A 25773-nucleotide genomic window follows, 5' to 3' on the forward strand; every position below is an offset into this window, starting at 1 on the left:
CGGGCGGCAGCCTAGCGCGGCAGCACGGCGCTGAGCAGGGCGAAGAGCTTGTCGATCTCCCCGGGCGTCACGCGCCGGTTCGCCTTCACCCGGTCTCCCTCGGCGAAGAACTCGACCGGGTCGACGACCCGGACCGTCACGACGGCGATGCGGAACGAGGTCGCGCGCTCGATCTCCTCGTTGAGGAAGGCCGCGTCGCGGGCGGCGTCCTCGGGGCTCGCGCTCGCCCCGTCGAGCGCGACCGTGGCGCCGCCGTCCTTGGTCAGCGTCACGGCGGCCTCGAGCGATCTCAGCGTCGGCGGCACGCGGGGCGCCTCGCGCGGCCCCCGCAGCGTCCGCGCCGGGTCGATGGCCGCGGCGAGCGCGGCCTCCTCGCCGACCGGATCGGGGAAGCCGCCCGTGCCGATGAAGCGCCGCGCCTCGCGCGCCCGCGAGACCGGCAGCACCACGAGGAAGTTCGGCTCCACGGTGGCCACCACGCGGGTGTGCCCCTTGAGGGTCACGCGCACGGCCGGCACGCCGAGCCCGCCCTCCTCGGCGCCCGGCGGCTGGCTGCGCGAGAGGAGCGTGTCGAGCCCCGCCTCCAGCCGCTCCGGCGGCACGTTGTGCTCGAGGACGATCACCGCCTCGTGGGCCGCGTCCGCGCGCGGCGCGGTGACGAAGGCGCGCTCGAGGTCCCGCTCCGGATCGAGCCCCGTGCCGGCGAGCACGGGGCCCCACAGGTCGAGCGCCGCGAGCCGCGCCATGATCGGGTGGCCCCGGGTCCGGTCGGCGAAGACGAGCACCGAGACCTTCCCCCCGGCGATCGACTGCGCGATCGCGGCCGCGTTGCGCGGCTTCGGCGGCGGCGGCGCCTCCGCGCCGACCGGCGCCGCCGAGGGCGCGGAGCCGCACGCGACGGCGGCGAGGGCGAGGCCGAGCGCGAGGAGCCGCAGCGGCAGGAGGCGCATCGCGGCGAAGAGCCCTTGACGAACGGACGACATCACCCACGCGACGTTACCGGCACCCACCCGATCCTGCCAGCCGGGCAAGCCTCTTCCGCGGGCGCGCGCCGCTCGGCGAGGCGGCCATCCCTCTTCCTCGCGACGGGACCTGGAGTAGGATGCCCCTCCCCGCGGTCCACGCCGAGCCCGTGCGCGCCGCATGGATCCGTGTCTCGCAACGCCGCGGACGCGGGGCCCGACCCACGTTGAAGAGGAGTGTCACCCCATGGCGGTCCGTCCTTCCGACCTGCACGCGATCCCCCTGTTCGAGAGAATCACGGAGGACCACCTCGACGAGCTGATGAGGGCGTTCCAGCGCCAGGAGGTCCCGTCCGGCCACGTGCTCTTCGAGGCCGGGAGCGCGCCGGCGCACCTGTTCCTCCTGGTCCAGGGCGAGGTCGCGCTGCTCGAGGGGGGCGAGACGCGCTTCCGCCTGAGCCCCATCTCGCCGATCGGCGAGCTCGGCGCGCTCACCGGCTTCCGGCGGACGACGACCGCGGTGACCACGCAGCCCTCGGAGATCTGGCGCATCGGCGTCGCCGCGCTGCAGGACTTCTTCGAGGAGCACGGCGACGTCGCCTACCCGTTCTACAACAACCTGCTCAACGTCGTGGCCGGCAAGATCCGCCGCGACGCGCGGCGGCTCGAGGAGGTCCGCGCGAACCTCATCCGCACGCAGCGGGCGATGAAGCGGCTGCTCGAGCTCGTGCTCGACAGCGAGGAGACGCCGCTCAGCAAGGTCATCTGCGCGACGCTCGAGGAGCTCATCGAGAAGAACCGGCGCTCGCACTACATGGTCGAGCCGGCGCACACGCTGAAGAGCTCCGTCCGCCTGGACAGCGGCGCGCTCGTCCCCGTGGTCGAGCTCTCCGACGGCTGGCTGCGCCTCGCCGGCCTCCGCGACGCCGAGAAGGGCGCGCACTGGAGCGGCGTGCTCATCCTGCCCGCGCGCGAAATCCCGGTGAGCGGGACCATCGACGCGATCGACGATCACGGCGCGGTGGTGCGGCTCGATCTCCTGATCGACGAGTACGCCGCCGCGCTCCAGGACTACCTGACGCGCCTCCAGATGCTGGATTTCGTGGTGTGATCTCGCGCCGCGCGGCCGCCGCGCGCCCTCGCCGCGCCTCGCCCGTCGCTCGCGCGCGCCTCGCCGCGCCTGGACCGCGCTTCGATCGCTCTCGGACCGTTGTCAGACCGTCGACGACCGTTGCCAGGATCGCGCCGGGTGATCTACGGTTCCCGGAGCGCACGCTCCTCGGAGCGCTGAGCCGAAGTGGCGGAATGGCAAACGCGGCGGATTCAAAATCCGCTGTCCTCACGGGCTTGTGGGTTCGAGTCCCACCTTCGGTACCGATGCGGAATCCCTGGACGAGGCGCCTCTGCGCGGGGCTCGTCTTCTGCTGGTGAACGCGCTTGCGGCTCCGGGCCGTTCCGGCGGGGTGAGGGCGCCTGCGGTCGACCGTCGGCTGTCTTTGTCGCGCGGCGCGCGGCGGGGCCACGGTGCGGCGGGGGCCGGCCGTCCGTGACGTCGGGCGATCCTGAACGCCGCGGTCCGCCGGAACAAGCCGCCGTCGGGCTGCTACGCTCGGCGCGCATGTCGCGTCGGACCCGAGGCATCGAGCGGCTGGGCGCGTTGATCCAGCGGGAGTCGTCGCTCTCGGCGCCGACGGAGGTCGACACCGCGCCGATGCCGTTCCGCGAGTGGGAGGCGGCCGTCGGATCCCGGATCGCCGCGCGCGCGCGGCCGCTCAAGCTGGAGCGCGGCGTCCTTCACGTCCGCGCGGCGAGCTCGACGTGGGCGCAGGAGCTCTCGATGCTCGGCGACGTGATCACCGAGCAGCTCCGCGCGCGCGGCCTCGCGGTGCAGTCGCTCCGGTTCCGCGTCGGCAAGGTGGAGCCGGTCGCGCGCCCGCCGTGGCGCGAGGAGGTCCGCCCCGCGCCGAAGGAGGCGCCGCTCCCGGTCGAGGTGCGGCAGGAGCTCGGGAAGGTCGCCGATTCCGAGCTGCGCGACGCGATCGCGAAGGCCGCCGCGAGGAACCTCGGCTGGCAGGAAGCAGAGGCGAGCGCGAGCGCGCGCCCTCGCAACGAGCCGCCGGCCCCTCGCAACGAGCCGCCGGCCCCCGCCGCGGCCCCGCCGCAGCCCTCCCGGGCGCCGGCGCCGGCGCCGCCGACGTCGTCGATGCCGGCGACCTCTCGGGCGCCCGCGCGCGCAGCCGCGCCGCCGGGCCCGCGCGCGTCACCGCGGGCCGCCGCGCCGGCGACCGCCGCGCCGGACGACGAGGCGGCGGCTACTTCGCCGCGACGAGCCGCTCGAGACCCTCGATCCGCTGCATCAAGAACCGCTCGGTCGGACCGAACGAAGGAGCCATCCGGCGCAGGTCGTCGAGGTAGATCCTGAGCGGCTGGATATCGAGCGACTTCACGCGGCGGACCACCGTGTAGAGCTCGTCGACGACGGGGCCGGGCAGGGGGCGGCGCGCGATCGTGAAGAGCTCGAACGCGTAGTTGACCCACGTGCCCTTGGTCGTCGCGCCCGCGAGGCGGGCCGCGTAGCGCGCGGCGAGCTCCGCGGCCGGCATCTCCAGCGGCACGTTCGTCCGCGCGCGGCTCAGGATGTCGATCAGCACGGTCTGCAGGATGCGCTCGGCCTCCTCGCTCCGCCCCATCGCGAGCGCCTTGTCGGCGAGGCTCGCGAGCAGGCGCAGCGACTGGAAGCCCTTGGAGCCGCCGTCGCCCGTCGGGCTCGTGAGCTCCGTCGGGTCGTCCGACATCTTGCGCATCTCGGTCAGCGCCATCGCGCCGAGCGTCGCGGTCGCGCGCCGGAACTCGACCCCGTAGGCGTCGTGGGGCCGCGACTCCTCGCCGCCGTAGAGCAGCATCTCCTGGCTGCCGATGATGATGCGGTCGCCGTCGACCAGCTCGCGCTGGCCGGAGATGCGCGTGCCGTTCACGTACACGCCGTTCCTGCTCTCGAGATCGAGCACGGCCACGCCGTCGCTGCGCACCTGCAGCGTGGCGTGGCGCCGGGACACCAGCGGATCGTCGAGCGAGAGCTGGCAGTCGCCGCTCCGGCCAATCACGAAGGGCCCTTCGGGGAGCTCGAAATCGTGCGCCAAGTACCGGAGGCGGAAAGGCATGGTCTATTTCAGTGCGCCGAGGCGCTCGAGCCCTTCGATTCGCTGGAGGATGAACCGCTCCGCCGGGGTACGTTCTCCCGCACGCTCGCGGAGCCGCTTCGCGTAGCCACGAAGGATGGACATGTCGACGGCCTTCACCTTGCGCAGGACACTATACAGCTCATCGACGAGGTAGGCGGGGAGCAGGAGCTCGAGCCGCGTGTTCAGCTCGAAAATATAGTTGATCCACGACCCCCGGCCGGTGGCGGCGGCGAGGCGGGCGGCGTACGTGCTGGCCTTCTCGACCAGCTCGGGCTGGACGGCGCCGACGCCCCCCTCCCGCGCCTTGGTGAGGATGTCGTTGAGCGAGCGCTGGAGGATGCGCTCGGCCTCGTCGACCCGCCCCAGGGCGAGCGCCTTGTCGGCGACGCTGCCGATGAGGCTCAGCGCGTGCACGCGCTTGTCGGGGTGCTGCGGGATCAGCCCGGGCAGCGACCTGCGCGAGGCGATCGCCGTCGCGCCGTCGTCCTCGCCCGAGGACATCTCGCTCATGTCGACCGTGCGCGCGTTCTGCTGCCGGGTCCACAGCGGCGCGCTCCGCGGCGAGTGCGTCGAGCTCGGCTCGATCGCCCCGAGCAGGAACATCTCCTGCCCCCCGATCGCGATCTTGTCGCCGTCCGACAGGATCTGGCGGCCCGTGATCCGGGTCCCGTTGATGAGCACGCCGTTGCGGCTGCCGAGATCCTCGATCGCGACGCCGCCCTCGCCGACGGTCAAGAGCGCGTGCCTGCGCGACACCAGCGGGTCGTCGAGCGACAGCTGACAGTCGGCGCTCCGTCCGATGAAGAACTCGCCGAGCGGCACCTCGAGATCGTGGGCGAGGTAGCGCAATCGGATGCCCATGATCGAGCCATACCAACAGCCCAACAGGCCGTCAAAAGCCAGCTTCTGGGCCGCGTTGCAAAGGTTTGCAAGCCCACAAGAACGCCCGTTGAACGCGGACGGTGAAGTCCGTTACCGTCGTACAGTATCACACCGGCGGGCGCTGCGCGATCGACCTGGTCGGACCTCAGCGGTGGCTCGAGAGGACCCGGAGCAGCGTGAGGATGAGCCGCGGGTGGGCGAGCAGGCCGTAGATCTTGAGGTCTCCGCTGGCCACGAGCCGCGCGAGCTCGCGCAGGGGGCCGCTCTGGCGGCGGTGCAAGAGGCCGAGCTTCGGGAAGCTCAGCCAGCGGTGGAACGCGATGTCCGGGAGCCGGAGCAGCGCCGCCTCGTCGCCGCAGAACGTGACGGAGGGGATGCCGATGGCGCCGTCGTGGATGGTGAGGCGCCCGTGATCGAAGCGCATCGTCATCGACGTGGCGGTGTCCTGCGCGACGACGAGCACCGAGCCGCGCAGCGCCCGGAAATCGGACACGCGCCTCGGATCGCGGCCGAGGTGCTCGCGGATGAGCCGGCCGAAGTGGGCGGCGAGCGCGTTGTCCTCCGCGCCCGGGGCAAGATCGACGATGGGCTCCATGGTGTCGCGCTCTCGCGTCGGGAGCGGCGCAGCGCCGCCCCCCGTCTCTCTGTGGCCGATGCGCTCTCCGGCAAGCCGCGTCGCCGCGCGCACCCCGGCGGACGGCCTGGGCGGCGGTGGCGCGCCCTGTGAGACGATAGGCACGACGGGCGGCCGAGGGTCAAGCGCGGCGCCGCGCGGGCGCCGCGCCTCACCCGGCGGCGCGCGCTCCGTCCACCCCGATGTCGCGGCGGAGCACCTTGCCGTCGAAGTCGATGGCGCTCGCGGCGCGGAACGCGCGCTCCCGCGCCTCCGCGAGCGAGTCGCCCGCGGCGGTGACGGCGAGCACGCGGCCCCCTGCGGTCACGATCGCGCCGTCCCGCTCCGCCGTGCCCGCGTGGTTGACGAAGGCGCCCTCGACCGCGGCCGCGGCGTCGAGGCCGCGGATGACGTCGCCGGCCACGGGCGCCGTCGGGTAGCCGCGCGCCGCGAGGACCACGGTGAGCGCGTGCCGGCCGGGGGCGACGCGCGCCGCCCCGGGGTCGAGCGCGCCCGCCGCGGCCGACGCGCAGAGCTCGGCGACGTCGCCCTCGAGGAGCTCCATCAGCGCCTCGCACTCGGGATCGCCGAAGCGGACGTTGTGCTCGAGCAGGATGGGGTCCCCCGCGGGCGTGATCATCAGGCCCGCGAACAGCACGCCGCGGAAGGGCCTCCCCTCCGCCCGCATGCCGTCGATCGTCGGCCGGAGGATCTCGCGCTCGACGCGGGCGGTGAGCTCGGGGGTGACGCGGGCGGTCGGCGCGAACGCGCCCATGCCGCCGGTGTTCGGCCCGGTGTCGCCCTCGCCGACGCGCTTGTGATCGCGCGCCGCCGGCAGGACGAAGATCGCCTCGCCGTCGCTGAGGGCGTGCAGGCTGGCCTCCTCGCCGACGATCGCGTCCTCGAGGATCACGGTCGCGCCGGCGTCGCCGAAGCGGCGATCCACGAGCATGTCCTTCGCCGCCGCGAGCGCCTCGTCGACGGTCGCCGCGACGACGACGCCCTTGCCGGCGCAGAGCCCGTCGGCCTTCACGACGATGGGCGCGCCGCGCTCGCGGATGATGCGGGCCGCCTCGTCGAAGGAGCGCGCGATCTGGAACGGCGCGGTCGGGATCCGGTGGCGGGCGGCGAACTCCTTGAGGAACGCCTTCGACCCCTCGAGGCGCGCCGCCTCGCGGCTCGGCCCGAACACGGCGACGCCCGCGGCGGCGAGCGCGTCGGCGACGCCGGCGCAGAGCGGCGCCTCGGGGCCGACGACGACCAGGTCGGCGCGCTCGCGGACGGCGAGCCGGGTCGCCTCGTCGGGCGAGAGCGAGGCGAGGTCGGCGCGGCGGATCGGGGCGCGGCCGGGGCCGCCTTGCGCCGTCGTGCCGGCGTTCCCGGGCGCCACGATGACCTCGGCGACCGAGGGCGATCGGGCGAGCGCGCGCGCGAGGGCGTGCTCGCGCCCCCCCGAGCCGAGCACGAGGATGCGGCGATCTGACCGGCGTGGTTTGGCAGTGGAGCTCACGCACGCGCGCTACCACGCGGCGGCCCTCGCTGTCGAGGCGCCTCGCGCGGTCGCCCGTCCGGGAGGGGCCCCGCGGCGCCCGACATCGTGATAGAAGCGCCCGCAGGGCGCGTGGCGCGGCTCGGCCAGGGCCGCGAGCGCGCGCCGCCGGGCCTCCTCGCGCGGGGACCGGAGGGCGGATCCCTGAACATTCTGGAGGGGACAGCGGGCGCGAGCCTCGGCACCGAGGGGGCAGCGGGCGCGGATCCCCGCCGTGGAGACGAGCGATGACTCACCGGGCTTCGTGGGATGAATACTTCATGCGCATCGCCGAGGTCGTCGCGTCCCGGGCGACCTGCGACCGGAAGCACGTCGGCGCGGTGATCGTGCGCGACAAGAGCATCCTCGCGACCGGGTACAACGGCTCGATCCGGGGGCTGCCCCACTGCGACGAGGAGGGGCACCTCATCGAGGACGGCCACTGCGTGCGCACGATCCACGCGGAGGCGAACGCGATCATCCAGGCCGCGCGGAACGGGGTGCGGATCGAAGGCGCGATGGTCTACGTCACGGCCTCGCCGTGCTGGGGGTGCTTCAAGATGATGGCGAACGCGGGCATCTCGCGCGTCGTCTTCGGCGAGTTCTACCGCGACGAGCGCATCTTCCGGTTCGCCACGGAGCTCGGGATCGAGCTCGCCCCGCTCACGCGTCGCGAGACGCCCGCCTGAGGCGTTGCGCGCGCGGGCGCGCGGTTGAGCGAGCCCTCGCGCGACTTGCGCGGCGGCTCGCGCAACGCTGAGGCGACGCTCAGGCCTTGCGCGGCCGCGGCAGCCCGTACACCCGGATGCGCTCGACCAGCGTGCGCCGCGAGATCCCGAGCAGCGCCGCGGCGCGCGTCTGGTTGCCCATGCACTGCTCGAGCGCCTGGACGATGCGCTCGCGCTCGTGGGCCTCCATGGCGTCGCGCAGCCGCGTGGGGCCCGCGCCCGCGCCGTCGAGCGCGCCCTTCGCGCCGTCGGGCACGCCCCTCGCATTCCCTTGCGGGGAGCTCGGGGACGCGGCCGCCGGGGCGGGCGCCTGAGACGGTTGCGCCGGAAGGGTAGGCTCATGCGAGGGACGGGCGGGATCGGCCAGCGAGGAGAGGAGCAGGTGCTCCGGCCCGATGGGCGCCCCGTCGGCGAGGATCACCGCGCGCTCGATCACGTTGCGCAGCTCCCGGATGTTGCCTGGCCAGCTGTGGCGCTCGAGCGCCGCCAGGGCCGCGGGCGAGAGCGGGACGGCCGCGGCCCTGGCCTCGCTGGGGAAGAGCTCCTTCGCCGTGCGCTCCGCGAAGAGCTGCGCCAGCGCCGCGACCTCGCCGGGGCGCTCGCGCAGCGGCGGGAGGGTGAGGGTCACGCCGTTCAGCCGGAAGTACAGGTCCTGCCGGAACGCGCCGCGGCTCACCTCGGCCTCGAGGTTGCGGTGCGTCGCCGAGATGAAGCGGACGTCGATCTTCGTGGGGGTCAGGCCGCCGACCCGCATCACCTTCCGCTCCTCGATGACCCGGAGCAGCTTGGCCTGGATCGAGAGCGGCAGCTCGCCGATCTCGTCGAGGAACACCGTGCCCCCCGCGGCCGTCTCGAGCAGCCCCGGCTTCGCCCGGACGGCGCCGGTGAAGGCGCCGCGCTCGTGGCCGAACAGCTCGCTCTCGAGCAGCGACTCGGAGAGCGCGACGCAGCTGAGGCGCAGGAGCGGCCGGCCCGCGCGCGGCGACGCCTTGTGGATCGACTCGGCGAGCACCTCCTTGCCGACGCCCGTCTCGCCGAGGAGCAGGATGTTGATGGGGCCCTTCGCGACGCGCTCAGCCAGCGCGTAGACGGCGCGCATCGCGTCGTCCTTGACGATGACGTCCTTGCGCGCGCCCCGCTCGGCGTCCTTCTGCCGGAGGATGACGCGCGCGGCGCCCAGGTAGATCACGTCGCCGGGCGCGAGCTCGACGGCGCCGCGCGCGGGCGCGCCCTTGCCGACGTCGATGAGGCGCTCGGTCGCCGCGCTGCTGTGCCGGGTGCGCACGCGGGTCCCGTTGCTGCTGCCGAGGTCCTCGACCCGGAGCGGCGGGCCGAGGTGCAGCACCGCGTGCCGGCGCGACACCGAGGAGTCCGGGACGCAGATGCCGGCGTCCTCGTCCCTGCCCAGCACGACGCTCCCGGAGCCCGGCAGCTGCCGCGTGCTCATCGAGCCCTGGGTGATGATCAGGACCTCGAGCGGGCCACCATCGCGGGAAACAAACTCCGGCTCAGCCACATCGCACCCCAGAGTCGCGCCGGGCGCCCGACGGCGCCCTTCCACTGCACGCGTGCGATCCGTCCCGGGGACCGTTGCGGCAGCTCGCGCAGGACGGCGGCCAGGACCGAGGGCGCGCCTTGCAGGCGGCTGCGTAGCATGGACGCGCGCGCAGGGCGACTGCTGTCGCGCTCGCCTCGCCGCCTCGGCCACCGGCGGCGGCGCGGGGCGGCGATCGTCGCCCCGCGGAGGCGGCGCGCTCCCGGCGTGGTGATCTGGGCGGTAGAATTTGCGCGGATGATCGCGGGAGACCCGTTCGGCTGGGTGGGCAGCACCATCGGCGGCAAGCTGCTGGTGGACGCCGTGGCCGGGGAGGGGGCGTTCGGCGTGGTCTACCGGGCGACGCACCTCGGCTTCCAGGAGCAGGTCGCGGTCAAGTGCTTGAAAATCCCCGCGGATCTATCGCTGGAAGAGCGGGGGGCGCTGCTCGACACGTTCGAGCGCGAGGCGCGGCTGCTGCACCGGCTCTCGCGCCGGACGACGGGCATCGTCCAGGCGCTCGACGTCGCCGCCGCGACCTCGCCGGAGGGCCACTGGACGCCGTACCTCGTCATGGAGTGGCTCGAGGGGGAGACGCTCGCGCAGCACATCGACGCGCGGAGCGCCGCCGGGCGCGGGCCGTACCCCGTCGACGAGGCGATCGAGCTCCTCGCGCCGGCGGTGTCGGCGCTCGCGATGGCGCACGACGAGCGCGTCTCGCACCGCGACATCAAGCCGGCGAACCTGTTCCTCGTCGGGGCGCCCGGCGCGACGACGATCAAGGTCGTCGATTTCGGCATCGCCAAGGTGATCGACGCGTCGATGCCGCTGTCGAAGGCGCTCGTCGAGACGAGCCGCTCGGCGACGCCGGCGGCCGGCGGGGCCGCGACCGACACGACGCAGGAGCTCGCGGCGTCGCGGACGCTGCACGCGTTCACCCCGCTCTACGGCGCTCCGGAGCAGTTCGACCCGAGGCTGGGCGCGACCGGGCCCTGGACCGACGTGTTCGCGCTGGGGCTCATCCTGCTGCAGCTCGCCTCGGGCAAGCAGCCGCTCGACGGGAGCGACTGGGCCGATCTCTACCTCGCCGCCGTCGACCCGCGCAGGCGTCCGTCGTTCGCGGGGCTGGGCGTCGCGGCGAGCCCAGCGCTCGAAGCGGTCATCGGGCGCGCCGCCGCGGTCGAGCCCGCGGCGCGCTTCCGGGACGCGCGCGAACTCGGCGAGGCGCTCGCGCGCGTCCCGGAAGCGCGCCGCGGCGCCGCGCCGAGGCCCTCCGATGGGCTGGCGGCCACGCTGCCGAACGCCGCTGCCGCGCCCGCGCGCGCCGCGAGGGCCGCGCCGTCGGCGGGCGAGTACCGCGTCTGCACCGTGCTCTCGGCGGAGATCGTGGCCGGCGGCGACGGGCAGGCGCCGCTCGATCCGGAGCAGGAGCTCGAGCTTCGCGAGGCCTGCTTCGCGCTCGTCCGCGCGCGGGTCGAGGCGCTCGGCGGCGCCGTGAGCGGCCGCGGCAACGGCGCCGTCTCCGCGCTGTTCGGCGCGCCGCGCGCGACCGACAACGACGCCGAGCGGGCGGTCCGCGCCGGGCTGGAGCTCGCCGCGATCGACGCGGCGTCGCTCGGCGCAGAGCTGCCGCCGGGGTGCCGGCCGAGGCTGCGCGTGGGCGTCAGCACGGGGAGGCTGTTCGTGAGCGGCGCCGCCGGGCCGGGCGCCCCGGTCGACGCCTCCGGCGAGGCCCTGAGGGCGGCCGCGCAGCTCCAGCAGGCCGCCGCGCCGGGCGCGGTGCTGATCGCGCAGCCCACGTTCCGGCAGGTCGCCGGCCTCTTCGAGGTCGAGCCGCAGGGCGGCGACGCGCCGAGCTTCCGCGTCCTCAAGCCCGCGAACGCCTCGATCGCCGGCTTTGATTTCCTCGGCCAGGGCACCCGCTTCGTCGGGCGGGCGGCGGAGCTGCAGCGGCTCTCCGAGGCGCTGGAGACCGTCGTCGCGGAGCGGCGCGCGATGTTCATCTCCGTGATCGGCGCGGGCGGCGTCGGGCGCAGCCGCCTCCTGTCGGAGATCCGGGCGATGGCGCCGCCTCTGGGGGGCCCGTGCGTCGTGCTCGGCGCCGCGTGCTCCTCGCTGTCGATGGATGCGAGCTACCACCTCGCCGCGTCGCTCCTGCGCGCCCACTTCCGCATCCAGGACGACGACGCGCGCGACGTCGTCCTGCGCAAGCTCAGGGCCGGCGCCTCCGGGGCAGGCGCGGGCGGCGACGCCGGCGGCGCGCCCCATCCGCTCGCCCTGGAGGACGCGCTGGCCGAGATCGCGGACGTGCTCTGCCCGCGCCGCGCGGCGCCGATCGCGCCCGCGACCGCGATCGTCCCCGACGAGGGCGGCGCGGACGTCAAGAAGCGGGTGGCCGCGGCCGTCGCGGCGCTCCTCGGGGCCATGGCCGCGCGCGGGACCGTGGTCGTCCTGCTCGACGACATCCACTGGGCGGACGACGCCAGCCTCGACCTCTTCGACGACCTCGCCGTGCGCCTCTCGGACGCGCCGCTGCTCCTCGTCGGCGCCGCGCGGCCCGAGCTCTACGAGAGGCGGCCGCACTGGGGCGAGGGGAAGGCGAGCCACGCGCGCCTCGATCTCGGCCCGCTGTCGCGGCGGCACGTCGAGGACATGGCCCGCGATCGCCTGCGCCTCGCCGCGCGCTGCTCCGCGGAGGCCATCCGCGCCCTGGCCGAGCGCGCGGAGGGCAACCCGCTCACGCTGACCGAGACGCTGTACCTGCTCATCGACGTCGGCGCCCTCGAGCGGCGCGACGGCGAGCCGTGGATCCTGCACGAGGAGAAGCTCGCCCGGCTCTCGCTGCCGGCGACGATCCAGGGCATCGTCCAGGCGCGGCTCGATCGGCTCGACGGCGAGGCGCGGGCCGTCCTGGCGCATGCGGCCGTGGTCGGCAGGACGTTCTGGAAGGGCGCGATCGACCACCTCCGCGGCGTCGCGCCGCAGGGCGGCGGCGCCTCGAGCACCGCGGACGTGCTGCGCCGGCTGCGGGATCAGCAGCTCATCCGCGCGCGCGACGCGTCGACCTTCCCCGAGGACTGCGAGTACGTCTTCGCCGAGGCGGCGACCCAGGAGATCGCCTACGACACGCTCAGCCTCAAGGTGCGCCGCGCGATGCACCGCGCGGTCGCCGCCTGGCTCGACGGCATGTCGGCGGCGCCGCGGGGGCTCGGGGAGGTCGGGGCGGCGCTCGCGGCGCTGCACCACGATCGCGGCGGCGACGCGCGGAGCGCCGCGCTCGCCTACGCCCGCGCCGCGGCGAGCGCGGCGTCGCTCGGGCAGAACGCCGAGGCGCTGCGTCACTTCGCGCGGGCCCGGGAGATCCACGCGTGCGCCGAGGCCGGCCCCGAGGCGCGCGCCCCGTCGGCGGCCGCGTCGGCGGGCGGCGAGCGCCGGCTGTTCGCGTGGCACGAGCGCGCCGGGCTCCTGCTCGACGCCGGCGACGCGCTCCGGCGGGCGGGCCGCCTCGACGAGGCGGAGCGCGCGTACCACGAGGCGCGGGCGCGGATCCTCCGCGTGGAGCGCCGCGCCTCCGCGCCGTCGGCGCGCGACCCGAGCGCGGCGCTGCTCTGGGACGCGCGCGTGGATTACCGCCTCGCCCTCGCGCTCAAGGTGCGCGGCGCGACGGCCGAGGCGCGCGCGCTCGTCGAGCGGGCGATCGCGCTCGCCGAGCGCGGCGGCGCCGCGCCGGAGGCGCTCCCGATGGTCGGCCTGCTCGCGGCGCTCCACCGGCGCGACGGCGATCTCGACGCCTGCCGCGCGGCCGCGCTCCGGAGCCTGCGCGTCTGCGCGGCGCTGCCGCCCGGCGACGGCCGCCGCCGCGAGGCCGCGTCGCAGCTGCTCCTCGCGCTCGGGACGGTGTTCTACTCGCGCGGCCGGCTGGTGCAGGCCGAGCGCTGCTACCGCCAGGCCGCGCGCGCGGTCGACGAGCGCGCGTCCCCGCAGGCGCTGAGCTTCGCGCTGAACGGCGTCGCGGCCGCGCTGTTCGCGAGGGGCGACCTCGGCGGCGCCCGCGAGGTGTTCGCCCGCGCGCTCGCGCTGAAGGAGCGGCTCGGCGATCTCCAGGCGATCGCCTCCGGGCACAACAACCTCGCGGAGGTCGAGCTCCGGCTCTCGCGCCCGCGCGCCGCGCTCGAGCACGCGCGGCGCGCGGTGACGCTGGGCGAGCAGGCCGGCGCGGGCGCCGACCTCCCGGACGCGTACCGCAACCTGGCCGCGGCGCTGCTCGCGGTCGGCCACGTCGGCGAGGCGCTCGAGTCCGGCTGCGCGGCGCTGCGCCTCGCCGAGGTGGGCGGCGGGCGCGTGTACCTCGCCGACGTGGCGCTCGGCCTCGCGACGATCTGCCGCGCGGGCCTGCGCGACGCCGCGACGCGCCCTCGCGCCGAGGCCGCCGCGGCGCAGCTCTCCGCCTCGCTGGCGGCGCATTTCGTGGAGGGCGAGCTCGCCGCGCGGGCGCGCGAGTGCCGCGCGGTGCTCGCGGGGTCCTGAGGGGCCGCGCCTCTTTTCGTTGGGTAGCGCGGCGTGCCGCGCAGGAGACGTTCGTCATGATGAAGGCTTGGAATCAGGCAGCTCTCGTTTTGACCGCCGTGGCCGCGCTCGGCCCGGCGGCGCTCGGGTGCGCGTCGGACCCTGAACCGACGAAGGGCGCGTGCCCGGGCGCGCTCACGGCCTCCGGCGCGTGCGTCGGCGTCCCCGCCGGCGCGCTCTGCGACGGCGACTTCTGCGCCGGGTCCGTCGATTGCGCCGAGGTGATCGAGGTCGCGAGCCCCGCGGCGCTCTCGCCGGCCGCCGCGGCGGCCGAGCCCGGCGTGTGCATCGCGCTCGGCCCCGGCGCCTACGGCTCCGTCGATCTGCCGCCCGGCGTGAGCCTGCTGGGCAGGGGCGCCGGCTCCGTGACCGTGGCGGCCGTCTCGCTCGCGGCCGGCGACGGCGCCGTCCTCCGGGGCCTCACGGTCGGCGAGGGCGGCGTCGCGGTCGCGGCCGGCGCGCGGGCGCGGATCGAGGCGGTGCGCGTCGCGGCGAGCGCGGCCGACGGCGTGACGGTCGGCCTCGGCGCGACGCTCGACCTCGTCGACGCGGCGATCGAGGGCTCGGCGCGCTACGGCCTGAGCGTGTTCGACGCCGACCGCGTCTCGGTGGCGCGGTCCGTCGTCTCCGGCTCGCGGGGGCCAGGGCTGTGGGCGCAGTGCACCGGCGGCTGCGACTGCGAGGCGACGGTGGATCTCGAGGTCGAGGACACGGTCCTCCGCGACAACAAGGTCGTCGGCGTGTCGCTCGTCGGGGCGCGCGCCTCGCTGTCCCGCGTCGAGGTGAGCGGCAACGGCCTGAGCGGGTTCGATCCGAGCGGCGGCGTCTCCGTGTCCAGCTGCTCGAGCCTCGAGGCGACGTCCCTCAAGGTGGCCGACAACAGCGGCTTCGGTCTTCTGATCGACGGCGCGAGCGCGGCCATCGGCGGGGACGGCGCGGGGTTCGAGGTGAGCGGCAACCAGCCCGGGATCTGGATCCAGAACACGACGCCGGAGCAGCCCGTCGCGCTCCGTGGGGGCGTCCTCGAGAAGAACAGGGCCATCGGCCTGGGGATGAGCGGCGAAGCGCGCGGCATCATCATCGACGGCATGCGCATCGCCGGGACCTTCGCCGACTCGGCGGTGGTGAGCGCGAGCGGCGAGCAGGCGCAGGAGGTCGTGGGCGACGGCGTAAGCTGGCAGGAGCGGGCGCAAGCGGCGATCCACGGGCTCGTCCTCAGCGGCAACGGGCTCGAGTCCAGCAACCCGTCCATCACCCCGTCGCGCCGGGCGAGCGTGCTCATCGACGGCGACGTCGGCCGGGACAGCCGCCTCGGGGCGATCACGCTCGAGGGCGGCGACGAGGAGGCGGGCATCGTGCAGCAGCGCCTGGCCGCCGGCGGCGTCAGCCCGCTGCGGAGCACGGATGTCCCGCGCATCACGACGAGCCCGGACGCGCTCTTCTCCGTGCCCGTCGCGCCCATCGCGCCGGCGGCGCTCGAAGCGCCCTGACGGTCGGTCGCGCCCGCGGCAGCGACCTGGCACCGGGCTCCGCGGCCGCGCCCGAGGTGGGGGCGGGAGCGCATCGAGCCCACAAAAAGCAAGTGGGCCCGCCACACTCGCTTTCCGCTACCGTTGCTCCCTTCCGGGCCTGGCGGGGTTCACGGCGCGCTGTCGGCGGACCCATGAGGTTCAGGCTTTCGCCTGACGCACGGACTACGTAGTCGAACTTCGGCGCCGTGTCGAGCCCCATGAAGCGCGCGGCGGCGCGTCGACGGCGCCACGGCATCTCAGCCGCGCGGCGAACACCCGGAGGCCATGCCTCGCCGGGCTCTCCCGCCGGGGGCCATCCGGCTGCAGTCGGAGTGCAATTCAGCGCGGGACGCGCGCGGGTGTGGGTGGCGCCGGAGCGCGCGTCGCCCGGGACTTGCCTCGTTCGGGAAGCCCCGTACGCTTGGAGGTGTCGTGGATCCGTTCGATTCCGAGGACGAGGGGCGGAGCAGCCGGCTGATTCCGGTGCTGCTCTTCACCGGCTCCGCAGCGCTGGCCGCGGCTGCGCTCCGGTTCGCCTGGCAGCAGCCGGTGATCATGGCGGCGGTGCTCGGTCTGGTCCTCGCGTTCGCCGCGGCCCGCTGGCTCGCGCGCCGCAAGCTGCGCCGGCTGCTCCGCTCGGGCGACGTGCGCTCGGTGCTGCAGCGCTGGTCGCCGACGCTGCACCGCATCCCGCACCCCGCCACGATGGCGCCGCTGATGACGGCGACGGCGTTCGCCGCCTACGGCTGGGTCGAGAAGGCGCGGGCGGCCATGGCGGCGGCCGAGCGGGGGCCGGCGTGGGACGCGGCGCTCGAGCACCGGCTCTTCCTGGACACGCTCCTCTACACCTTCGAGGGCGATCGCGACGCGGCCCTCGAGCGCGCCGGTCGCCTGGAGCGCCTCCCGCTCCCGAACGTCAGATCTCCTTTCCGCGACCGGGTGGTCACCTTGCGGGCGGCGGCCGGCGCGCTCGCCCGCGCCTTCGCGCACACGAGCGTGCCGGGCGACCGCGCGCTCCTGGAGCGCGCGAGCGAGGTCAGCCCGCTCGTCTTCTGGGCCATGCGCTACGCCGCGGCCGTCATCGCCATCGACGAGGGCGAGCTCACCCGCGTCGGGGAGCTCCTTGCCGACGCGCCCTCGTGGCCGCAGGAGTCGACGTTCCGCGCCTTCCACGACGAGATCGCCGATCGCGCCGGCCTCCCGCGCCCGGCGAGCGCGTAGCGCGCCCGGTCGTCGCGCGCGGGCCGCTCGCCGGTCCGCGCTGTCCGGCGGCGGCGCGCTCGCCCGAGGGCCCGCTCAGCCCTGGAACAGCGTGCGGATGTAGCAGTACGCGCGCGCCTCGGGGGCGGCGCCCTCGGCGCCGTGCGGCGGGTCCGGCACGAACGCGCCGAGCGCGCCGAGCGCGCCGTCGATCGCGAACGTGCGCAGCACGATCCTCGCGCGCGCGCCCGCGAAGCACGGCTTGCGGTAGGCGACCTCCACCCTGCGGGCGAGCAGCGCCGTGCCGTGCCCGTGCTGCGCGAGCCGCCGGAGCGCGGCCTCCGCGAAGAGCCGCGGGTACACGAGCGAGTTCACATGCTGGTTCCCGTCCGTGTGATCCAGGCCGAAGGCGATCGAGACCGGATCCAGCGTCGGCTCCGGGTCGAACGGCTCCGCGCCCGCCGGCAGGCCCATCAGCGCCTCCGGCGAGCGCCAGGCGTAGCGCTCCGGCGGGACGGGCGGCAGATCCGGCGCGTCGAAGCGCAGCACCTTGCGCGCGCCGGGCTCGGCGAAGGGCCGCGTGAAGACGTGCTCCGCGAACACCCGGCCGACCTGGATCGGCTCGCCGGCGCCGGGCGGCGGTGGGCCGTAGGTCCGGCTGCGGCGCGCGCTGGCCGAGAGCCACATGGCCAGGATCAGCCGGTTCACCTCCGACGCGGCGTCCTCCGTGCGCGCGAGCTGGTAGCTGCCCTTGAGCTCCAGCGGCTCCCGCGCCGCGACGGGGCCGTCGCCGCCCTCAATGATGAGGCGGGTGAGGATCGGGATGATCCCCTGCGCGGTCATCAGCGCCTCGATGGGGCTCGCTCGCAGGAGCTTCACCCAGATCGCGGGCCCGAGGCCGTGCGGCAGCGCGTCCAGCATCACCCGTCCGTTCTGGCTGACGTCCTCGAAGCGGAGGTGCATGACGGCGTTCGCCTGCCGCTGCTCGGGGACGTGGGGCTCGTCGGGGAAGTAGTGCATGGCCCTTCTCCATAGCTGACGCTCCAGCGCGCCGCATGGCCGCGCGCGCGAGCGCGTCCCCGCGGGGCGGGGGTAGCGGCGCGCGCGTATGGCGCGCGTATGGTACGATCGGCGCGTGACGCTCCTGAAAATCGCCCACATCGGCAACCCCGTCCTCAGGCAGCGAGCGCGCGAGGTCACGCCGGAAGAGCTCTCCTCTCCCGCCATGCAGGCGTTCATCGACGACCTGGTCGAGACGATGCGCGACGCGAACGGCGCGGGCATCGCCGCCCCTCAGGTCCATGCGCCGCTGCGCATCTTCGCGGTCGAGGTGCAGGACAACCCACGATATCCGTACAAGCCGAACATCCCGCTGACGATCGTGGTCAACCCCGTGATCGAGCCGCTCACGCAGGAGACGTTCGAGAACTACGAAGGGTGCCTGAGCGTCCCGAACCTGAGGGGCGTCGTCGATCGCGCCACCGAGATCCGCCTGACCGGCCTGGATCGCGACGGGAAGCCGATCGACCGCGTCGTGCGCGGGCTGTCGGCGGGCACCTTCCAGCACGAGAAGGACCACGTCGACGGCGTGCTCTTCGTCGATCGCGTCAAGGATCCCCGCACGCTCTGCACGTGGGCGGAGTTCGACCGCTACCACAAGCAGCCCTTCGTCGAGCGCATCGTCCCGTTCATCCAGCGGATGGGCGGCTGAGGTGCGTCGCCGCGCGGAGCCTGCGCGATGCCCTTGAGCGCTGCGCCGGCGGCGCGACGGCCCCGCGCCGCGCGCGCGATCGCCGCGCTCTCGCTCGGCGCGCAGGCGCTGCTGCCCCTCTCCGCGTGCGAGCCCAGGGAAGCGGCGACGGCCGCGCAGGCGCCGGCTCCGGCCGAGCGCGCTCCGGCGGCGGTCACCCTCCTCTACACGACCGACGAGCACGGGTGGCTCCTGCCCGCCGCCGAGGAGGGCAAGGTCCTCGGCGGCGCGGCCGAGGTGCTGGCCGTGTGGCGCGGGCGGGAGGGCCATTGCGCGGGCCCGGCGTCCGGGGCTCCGCCCCACCTCCCGCCAGCGCCGGCCTGCAAGGACCCGTCGACGCTCGCGCTCTCCGGCGGCGACAACTGGACCGGCCCCGCGATCTCTTCCTATTTCCTGGGCGCGCCGATGGCCGACGCGATGGCGCGGATGGGCTACGCCGCGTCGGCGTTCGGAAACCACGAGTTCGATTTCGGCAGGGACGCCTTTCTTCAGAACCGGACACGGTCTCGCGTGACCTACCTGGCGGCGAACCTGCGCGTGACCGATCCAGGGCTCTCCGCCTTCGCGTTGCCTTCCTTCGCCGTGTTCGAGCGGCGCGGGCTGCGCATCGGCGTCGTCGGCCTCTCGACCTCGCGCACCCGCGAGGCCGCGACGGCGAGCCGCTTCGACGGCATCGATTTCGAGGGCGAGGAGGCGGCGCTCTCGCGCGCCATCCCCGAGGCGTGGCGCGCCGCGCCCGACGCGCTCGTGCTCGTCGCGCACCAGTGCCAGGACGTGCTCGCGCCGATCCTCGCGCGTCACCCCGAGTGGCGCCTGTCCTTCGTCGGCGCGGGGCACTGCCACACGAGGGCCGAGCTGCGCGTGGGCGGCGTCCCGCTCGTCAACCCTGGCTGGCGGCTGCGCAGCTACGCCCGCGTCTCGCTCGACATCGACCCCCGCCGTCCGCTCCGGCAGCGCGTCGTGTCGGCCGCCGCGGAGGTGGTCGACGTGGCCCACCCGGAGGGCGCGCCCGCGGCCCCGCCGGACGAGGCGCTCGCCAGGGCCGCCGCAGGCTGGCAGCGCGAGCTGGACGCGGCGCTCGGCGAGCAGATCGGCTATTCGAGCGACGGAATGGAGCGCGACTCCGCCGAGATCCAGCGCTGGATCGCGGGGTCGTGGCGCGAGCAGCTCGGGGTCGACATCGCGATCCTGAACAAGGACGGCATCCGGCAGGCCGTCCCCAGGGGGCCCATCACGAAAGCGACGGTGTTCTCCGTCCTCCCGTTCGACAACAAGCTCGTCATCTGCTCGCTGCGGGGCAGCGACATCCTCGAGACGCTCCGCCACCGCGACGCGGTGCTCGTCGGCCTATCGCCTTCGGCCGGCGGTCGTTACGTCCTGCACGACGGGCGCCCCTTGGACGAGGAGCGCCGCTACACCGTCGCGACGATCGATTTCCTCTACTACGGCGGGGACGGCTTTCGCTTCCAGGCTCAGGACCCGTCCCCGCAATGGACCGGCGTCGACTGGCGCGCGCCGGTGATCGCGTGGACCAAGGCGCTCGGCACGAGCTCGAGCGCCCCGCTGGACGCGCGCTTCCGCTAGCGCCCGGCCGCACGCCCCGCGATCGACGCGGGGCGTGCGCTGCGCTGGCGTTCGGGATCAGGAGCCGCCGCCGGTCCGCTCCTCGCGCTCGATCTGCTCCTGGTAGGCGACGCTGTAGCGCGCCCACGGGCGCAGCTTGAGGCGGCGATAGCCGATGGGCTCGCCGGTGCCCTCGCACATCCCGTAGGTCCCTTCTTTCATCTTGGCGAGCGCGCGATCGATCTCGGCGAGCACCCGGACATCGCGCTCCAGGAGCTTCGACGTCAGCGAGGTTGCGCCTTCGGCGTTCGCCTCGTCCATCTCGTCGCCCACCTCCCGCGAGACGTCGCGCTCCGCGTGCTGCCGCTCGTCGATGTTGGCGACGAGGCTCGCCCGGCGCTCCTCGAGCGCCTGCCTGAGCTCGCTCAGCTGCTCCGGCGTCAGCTCGGGCAGATCGGAGTCGTCCGTATCGGGCGCCGCGCGGCGCACGGGCGGCCTCGGCATGGGGGCTGCCATCGGGGCGTTCCCGGACGTCTCCGGTCGCGCGGGGCTCGTTCCGTCGCGACTCGCACCTTCACGGTTGTTCATGGGTTTCCTCTCATCTCTTCAGGGAGCTGGGCAATCCGCGTACCGGTCTTGAACGTGGGCGGAGGGCGCACGCGCTACGTGCGCCCTCCGGAGGACACGACCGAGCAGGAGCGGCCACGCTGGGCTCCCGCTGTGATAGCGCATCCGCGGGCTTATGGCTTCGTGATGCCGGCCATCTGGAGCCCCGCCGCGAGGAGCGCGCCGATGTCCTCGAGCACGGGCTTCGACACGTTGATGGCGATCTCGGCGCGCGGCGCGGCGCCGCCCTGCTCCTGCGTCGTGATGAACATCAGCCCTTCGCCCTTGTGGGGGAGCTTCGCCAGCGCCTCGCCGAACCGCCGCGCCTCCGGCGGCAGCGCCACCGGCGCCGCGCCGGGGCTGTCCAGGCTCGTGAGGACGCTCTGCACCGTGCGGGTGATGGGGGCGAGCGTCGAGAATCCACCGGAGACGAACTTCCCGGTCTTCAGCTTCTCGAGCCCCGGGCGCGACGCGAGCGTGTCGGTGTCGGGGGCGCCCGCTTTCACCATGGCGAGCCGCCTCAGCAGCTCGCGCTTGTCGTGCCCGAACGCGATCCACGTCGTCTTCTCGTCGCCCATGAGGAGGAGGTGCAGCGTCACCGTGACCTTGGGCTTCGGCTTGGCCTTGCCGCCGGGAGCCTGCGCCGCGTCGGCGTCGGGCGACGGCAGCTCGCTCGTGATCTGGATCTCGACGGCGAGCGACGTCTTCCCGAGCTCCTTCGGCGCCTGCACCGTCTTGACCGTCGGCAGGTCCTTCGGATCGACGTCGAGCTCCGGGAGCCGCTTGCGCAGCGCGGGCGTGTTGTAGGCGGTGACGGCGTTCTTCAGGTACTTGATGAGCGCGTCCGGCGCCTCCTCGAAGCCGAACAGGTTCCAGCCGACGAAGCCGCCCATCATGCCGTCGAGGATCTCGTTCGGCGACGGCTTGCCGGTCTTCGCGGCGGCGGGCGGCGCGTCGACGTACCCGTGCGCGGACACGCTGGCCGTCCGGTTGATCGGCAGCGAGAGGACGTCGGCGAGCGCCTTGCGATCGGCGGGCCTGCCGATCTTCTCCTTCTCGAGCCACCCCTCGAGCATCTCGCGCAGCGTCTTCAGGATGCCGGTGTAGTGCGCCGGGTCGTAGCCGTGGTCGAAGAAGGCGCCGTGGCTGTCCTTCGGCACGCGCCAGTAGAGCGCCGGCGCGGGCGCGGCGCGGCTCGCGCCGTCGGCCATCGTCTTCGCGAGCCACGACGACTGGCCCCGCAGCTCCAGGGCCGCGGTGAGGTTCACGCAGGTCTGGTTGTCGACCTTGAGGTCGACGACCGCCCTGCTCGCGTCGTTGATCAGCGCCTCGAGCTCCGCCTGGACCGCGGTCGTCGCGTCGGTGAGCGCCCGGTCGAACTGGGGCTGCCCGATCGAGAGCTGGCTCTGCGCGAGGATCGGGAGCCCGCCGAGCTGCTGCTTGGCCATGTCGCCGTACTTCGTGCTGAGCGGGACGAAGCGGACCTCGCCGTGGAGGTCGCGCGCCTCGGGCGCGAGCGTCGGCAGCGTGCGCGCGAGGTACGGCCCGAGCGTCGTCACGTCCCGGTCTCGATCGCCGCAGAGGAGCCGCGCCGGCGTCGAGCCCGCGGACGCGGCCAGGAAGCAGCTCGACGACGCGCGCTCCTTGCCGCCGATCTTCCACATCCCCGGCTTCACCTCGGTCAGGGTGGCGCCGGCCTCGAGCGCGCCCCTGGCCCGCTCCAGCGACGTGAGGCCGAGCGACACGGCCGCGACCGGGTTGCCCCGCTTCGAGCTGTCGTCGAGCGCGACGACGAGGTGGACCGGCGCGTCGAGCGCGACCACCGCGGCGAGCTGGTTCGCGTCGATCGAGGGGCTCACGAGCTCGCTCAGGACGCCCGCGGAGAGCCCCTGCGCGCCGGCCTCGGCGAGCGCCGGCGGCAGCCCGGCGCAGGCGGCGACGCCCGACAGCGTGGCCGCCGGGTTGCTCCAGCGGAGCACGCCCACGATGTCGGCGGGCTCGGCGACCGGGGAGAGATCGAACGCGGGGCTTGCGGGCTGGGAGGGCCCGGCCTTGACCTCGCCTTGTGCTCCTGTCGGCGCGGCAGGCGTGGGGGCCGGCCCGCAGGCGACGGGACCGGCCATCAGGACCAGGGTGGCGAGCGGCAGGAGAGTTCGCATGAGCGCCGGTTATACGGCCCCCGGACATCCGAGTCGACGCCCAAGGAGCGCGCGGCGGGGGGAGATGGCGGTCCGCGCCGCCTCGGAGCGTGAGGCGCGGCCGCAGATGCAAACGAGCGCGGACGAAGCCGCGCTCGTTGCTCGTTCATCGTTGTGCCAATCGCGCCGGTACTATCGGGTACGTCGGTCGCGCGGGTCGCATCGGTCGCGTCGGTCGCGCCGGTTGCGCCGGCTTCACCGGTCGAGGACCGCTCACCCCGCGGCGATCAGTTCGACTCCTCGAACTCCGCGTCGATGACCGAGTCCTTCCCCTTGCCGCCGGCGGGGGGCGGCGGCTGGCCGCCCGCGGCGCCGGGCGCGGCGCCCCCGCCGTCCTGCGGCGGGCCGGCCTTCTCGTACATGACGCTCGCGATGCGGTGCGCCTCCTTCTCGAGCCGCTCCAGCGCCGCGGTCACGGCCGCGTCGTCCTGCTTCTCGATGGCCGACCGGCTCTCGGCGATGATCCCGTTCAGCGCCGAGACGTCGCTCTCCGGCAGCTTCTCCTTGTTCTCGCTGATCGTCTTCTCCAGCGTGTAGCAGAGGTTGTCGAGCTTGTTGCGCCGCTCGATCTCCTCGCGGCGCCGCTTGTCCTCGGCCTCGTGCGTCGCCGCCTCGCTGACCATCCGGTTGATCTCGTCCTCCTTCAGGCCGCCCGACGCCGTGATCGTGATCCGCTGATCCTTGCCGGTGGCGGTGTCCTTGGCGTGCACCGACAGGATGCCGTTCGCGTCGATGTCGAAGGTCACCTCGATCTTCGGCACGCCGCGGGGCGCCGGCATGATGCCTTCCAGGTGGAAGCGGCCCAGGGTCCGGTTGTAGCGGGCCTCGGTGCGCTCGCCCTGGAGGACGTGGACCTCGACGCTCGGCTGGCTGTCGGTCGCGGTCGAGAAGATCTCCTTCTTCTGCGTCGGGATCGTCGTGTTCCTCGCGATCATCACCGTCATCACGCCGCCGAGCGTCTCGACGCCGAGCGAGAGCGGGGTGACGTCGAGCAGCACGAGGTCCTTCACGTCGCCCGAGAGCACGCCCGCCTGGACCGCGGCGCCGACGGCCACGACCTCGTCCGGGTTCACGCCCTTGTGCGGCTCCTTGCCGAAGAACTTCTTGACCGTCTCCTGGACCAGCGGGATGCGCGTCGAGCCGCCGACCAGGACGATCTCGTCGATCTGCTGCGGCGTCTTCTTCGCGTCCGCGAGCGCCTTGCGGGTCGGCTCGAGCGTCCGCTCGATGAGCGGCCGGATCATCTGCTCGAGCTTCGCCCGGGTGAGCTGCTTCTGGAGGTGCTTCGGCCCCGAGGCGTCCGCGGTGAGGAACGGCAGGTTGATCGTCGTCTCCTGCACGTTCGACAGCTCGATCTTCGCCTGCTCCGCGGCGTCCTTGAGCCGCTGCACGACCATCTTGTCGTTCGAGACGTCGATGCCCGTGTCCTTCTTGAACTCGGCCGCGAGCCAGTCCATGACGAGGTGGTCGACGTCGTCGCCGCCGAGGTGGGTGTCGCCGTTGGTCGAGATGACCTGCACGACGTTGTCGCCGACCTCGAGGATCGAAATGTCGAACGTGCCGCCGCCGAAGTCGTAGACGGCGATGACCTGCTCGTTCTTCTTGTCGAGCCCGTACGCGAGCGCGGCCGCCGTGGGCTCGTTGACGATGCGCTTCACCTCGAGGCCGGCGATGCGGCCGGCGTCCTTGGTGGCCTGCCGCTGCGCGTCGTTGAAGTACGCGGGCACGGTGATGACGGCCTCGGTCACCTTCTCGCCGAGGTAGTCCTCCGCGGCCTTCTTCAGCTTCTGCAGGACCTTCGCAGAGACCTCGGGGGGCGACAGCTGCTTGCCGCGCACCTCGATCGAGGCGTCGCCGTTCTTGCCCTTGCTGACCTTGTACGGGACGCGCTTCGTCTCGTCCTGCACCTCCTCGGCGCGGCGCCCCATGAAGCGCTTGGCCGAGTAGATGGTGTTGGTGGGGTTCGTGACCGCCTGGCGCTTGGCGATCTGCCCGACGAGCACCTCGCCCTTGTCGTCCCAGGCCACGACGGACGGCGTGAGGCGCGAGCCCTCCTCATTCACGATGACCTTGGGCTCCTTGCCCTCCATCACCGCGACGACGCTGTTGGTCGTGCCGAGATCGATGCCGATGATCTTGCCCATGACGTTGAACCCTCCGAGAAATGTTTGCGCGACGGCTTGGTCGCCGCCGGGGGGGCGAGAAGACCCGACCGGCCAGCAGGGCCCGGCTGACAGCTGCCGCGAGCCCCTGCTCCAGAGCCGTCAAAAACCGCTGGGAATTCGGATACTTTCGCCGGATTTCGCGAGCTCGCTGGCTCGCGACCGCGAAACTAACCATGTGCATCCGAGCGTCAACGCCGCCCCTAGCAATTGCCGTGCGCGGGGGCCAGCCGGGCCGGACGCTTGACGGGAGCGCCCTCGGGCCGCAGGTAGAACGTCCGCGCTCCGCGCCGTCGAGCGCCTCGAACCGGCGCCCCGGTCCGAGGTGCCGCGTCGATGCGGAGCGGCGGGCTCCGCCGGCCACGCCAGGATCCTTCCGGTCGCTCGACCTCTTCACGCAACCCGCGCCGAACGCCCGTCCGGCAGACTCCGGCGGGAGCAGGCGGGGAGCAGGGAGACACGCGGCGCGCTGGAGGGCTTCTTGCGGTCCGAGACGCCCTGAGCTATAGGCGCCCTCCCTCGCAACACCCGAAGGACTCACCATGAAGCCCGGCATCCACCCCGAGTACAAGGCCTCCACGATCACCTGCGCGTGCGGCGCCGTCGTCGAGACCCGCTCCACCCGCGGCAGCTTCACGACCGACGTGTGCTCCGCCTGCCACCCGTTCTACACGGGCAAGCACAAGATCATGGACGTCGCCGGCCGCGTCGACCGCTTCCGCAAGAAGTACGCGACCGCTGGCAAGTAGGCGGGCGGCTCGCCCCCTCCTCGACATCCCCTCTTTACA

Annotated in this window: 19 protein-coding genes, 1 tRNA gene and 1 other RNA gene; 10 read left to right on the top strand and 11 right to left on the bottom strand. The window is 74.0% G+C overall.

What is annotated here, in order from left to right:
- Window positions 1-11: 11 nt before the first annotated feature.
- The gene (locus WMF20_RS49480) at window positions 12-1010 is read right to left on the bottom strand and encodes a hypothetical protein (protein WP_437609054.1); all 999 of its coding nucleotides are present in this window, start codon (window positions 1008-1010) and stop codon (window positions 12-14) included.
- A 199-nt stretch (window positions 1011-1209) separates the two neighbouring features.
- Here WMF20_RS49480 and WMF20_RS49485 point away from each other — a divergent pair, with 199 nt between their 5' ends.
- From WMF20_RS49485 to WMF20_RS49495, 3 genes are all read left to right on the top strand, one after another.
- Window positions 1210-2073 carry a Crp/Fnr family transcriptional regulator gene (locus WMF20_RS49485; RefSeq protein WP_437609056.1) on the top strand — a complete coding sequence of 288 codons (864 nt, stop codon included), beginning with the start codon at window positions 1210-1212 and terminating at the stop codon, window positions 2071-2073.
- A 180-nt stretch (window positions 2074-2253) separates the two neighbouring features.
- Window positions 2254-2336 (top strand) — tRNA-Leu (locus tag WMF20_RS49490).
- A gap of 244 nt (window positions 2337-2580) precedes the next feature.
- Window positions 2581-3384, top strand: a complete 804-nt coding sequence (locus WMF20_RS49495) for a DUF721 domain-containing protein (RefSeq protein WP_437609058.1) — start codon at window positions 2581-2583, stop codon at window positions 3382-3384.
- On the opposite strand, the gene WMF20_RS49500 is transcribed toward WMF20_RS49495, so the two are convergent.
- From WMF20_RS49500 to purD, 4 genes are all read right to left on the bottom strand, one after another.
- A complete protein-coding gene (locus tag WMF20_RS49500) occupies window positions 3275-4123 on the bottom strand; it encodes an FHA domain-containing protein (protein WP_061626907.1) in 849 nt (282 codons plus the stop codon). The genes WMF20_RS49495 and WMF20_RS49500 overlap by 110 nt on opposite strands.
- Before the next feature lie 3 nt (window positions 4124-4126).
- A complete protein-coding gene (locus tag WMF20_RS49505) occupies window positions 4127-5005 on the bottom strand; it encodes an FHA domain-containing protein (RefSeq protein WP_129580782.1) in 879 nt (292 codons plus the stop codon).
- Between the two features lie 166 nt (window positions 5006-5171).
- Window positions 5172-5621 (bottom strand): hypothetical protein, encoded by a 450-nt coding sequence (locus tag WMF20_RS49510; protein WP_437609060.1) that lies wholly within the window; start codon window positions 5619-5621, stop codon window positions 5172-5174.
- Between the two features lie 190 nt (window positions 5622-5811).
- Window positions 5812-7104 (bottom strand): phosphoribosylamine--glycine ligase, encoded by a 1293-nt coding sequence (gene purD / locus WMF20_RS49515; protein WP_437609062.1) that lies wholly within the window; start codon window positions 7102-7104, stop codon window positions 5812-5814.
- A gap of 311 nt (window positions 7105-7415) precedes the next feature.
- On the opposite strand from purD, the gene WMF20_RS49520 reads away from it, so the two are divergent.
- Entirely contained in the window at window positions 7416-7856 is a 441-nt protein-coding gene (locus WMF20_RS49520; protein WP_129580783.1) for a deoxycytidylate deaminase, read from the top strand.
- A 79-nt stretch (window positions 7857-7935) separates the two neighbouring features.
- Here WMF20_RS49520 and WMF20_RS49525 read toward each other — a convergent pair whose 3' ends face one another.
- Window positions 7936-9342: a sigma 54-interacting transcriptional regulator gene (locus WMF20_RS49525; protein WP_437609065.1), complete on the bottom strand. Its 1407-nt coding sequence runs from the start codon at window positions 9340-9342 to the stop codon at window positions 7936-7938.
- A gap of 345 nt (window positions 9343-9687) precedes the next feature.
- Here WMF20_RS49525 and WMF20_RS49530 point away from each other — a divergent pair, with 345 nt between their 5' ends.
- The gene (locus tag WMF20_RS49530) at window positions 9688-13956 is read left to right on the top strand and encodes a protein kinase domain-containing protein (protein ID WP_437609067.1); all 4269 of its coding nucleotides are present in this window, start codon (window positions 9688-9690) and stop codon (window positions 13954-13956) included.
- Window positions 13957-14012: 56 nt separating this feature from the next.
- The gene (locus tag WMF20_RS49535; protein ID WP_437609069.1) at window positions 14013-15485 is read left to right on the top strand and encodes a hypothetical protein; all 1473 of its coding nucleotides are present in this window, start codon (window positions 14013-14015) and stop codon (window positions 15483-15485) included.
- An 87-nt stretch (window positions 15486-15572) separates the two neighbouring features.
- Here the strand turns inward: WMF20_RS49535 and ffs are convergent.
- An RNA gene (ffs, locus tag WMF20_RS49540) (signal recognition particle sRNA small type) lies at window positions 15573-15662 on the bottom strand.
- A 276-nt stretch (window positions 15663-15938) separates the two neighbouring features.
- Between ffs and WMF20_RS49545 the strand changes: the two genes are divergently transcribed.
- The gene (locus tag WMF20_RS49545) at window positions 15939-16727 is read left to right on the top strand and encodes a hypothetical protein (protein ID WP_129580786.1); all 789 of its coding nucleotides are present in this window, start codon (window positions 15939-15941) and stop codon (window positions 16725-16727) included.
- Window positions 16728-16802: 75 nt separating this feature from the next.
- Here WMF20_RS49545 and WMF20_RS49550 read toward each other — a convergent pair whose 3' ends face one another.
- Window positions 16803-17726, bottom strand: a complete 924-nt coding sequence (locus WMF20_RS49550) for a hypothetical protein (protein ID WP_437609071.1) — start codon at window positions 17724-17726, stop codon at window positions 16803-16805.
- A gap of 115 nt (window positions 17727-17841) precedes the next feature.
- On the opposite strand from WMF20_RS49550, the gene def reads away from it, so the two are divergent.
- Complete coding sequence (def, locus tag WMF20_RS49555; RefSeq protein ID WP_437609073.1) at window positions 17842-18417, top strand: peptide deformylase; 576 nt, start codon at window positions 17842-17844, stop codon at window positions 18415-18417.
- A gap of 27 nt (window positions 18418-18444) precedes the next feature.
- Window positions 18445-20040, top strand: a complete 1596-nt coding sequence (locus WMF20_RS49560; protein WP_437609075.1) for a bifunctional metallophosphatase/5'-nucleotidase — start codon at window positions 18445-18447, stop codon at window positions 20038-20040.
- Between the two features lie 57 nt (window positions 20041-20097).
- Here the strand turns inward: WMF20_RS49560 and WMF20_RS49565 are convergent, their stop codons facing one another.
- The 3 genes from WMF20_RS49565 to dnaK all read right to left on the bottom strand — a co-directional run bounded on the left by WMF20_RS49565 (window position 20098) and on the right by dnaK (window position 24967).
- The gene (locus WMF20_RS49565; protein ID WP_020742079.1) at window positions 20098-20523 is read right to left on the bottom strand and encodes a TraR/DksA family transcriptional regulator; all 426 of its coding nucleotides are present in this window, start codon (window positions 20521-20523) and stop codon (window positions 20098-20100) included.
- Window positions 20524-20759: 236 nt separating this feature from the next.
- On the bottom strand, window positions 20760-22784 hold the full coding sequence (locus tag WMF20_RS49570; RefSeq protein WP_437609077.1) for a hypothetical protein: 2025 nt from the start codon (window positions 22782-22784) through the stop codon (window positions 20760-20762).
- 266 nt (window positions 22785-23050) lie between these two features.
- Complete coding sequence (gene dnaK, locus WMF20_RS49575) at window positions 23051-24967, bottom strand: molecular chaperone DnaK (protein WP_129580792.1); 1917 nt, start codon at window positions 24965-24967, stop codon at window positions 23051-23053.
- A 560-nt stretch (window positions 24968-25527) separates the two neighbouring features.
- On the opposite strand from dnaK, the gene rpmE reads away from it, so the two are divergent.
- On the top strand, window positions 25528-25734 hold the full coding sequence (gene rpmE / locus WMF20_RS49580; protein WP_012241637.1) for a 50S ribosomal protein L31: 207 nt from the start codon (window positions 25528-25530) through the stop codon (window positions 25732-25734).
- Window positions 25735-25773 lie beyond the last annotated feature (39 nt).

The sequence above is a fragment of the Sorangium sp. So ce834 genome, from assembly GCF_051521425.1.
In the GTDB taxonomy this organism is placed as follows: domain Bacteria; phylum Myxococcota_A; class Polyangia; order Polyangiales; family Polyangiaceae; genus Sorangium; species Sorangium cellulosum_D.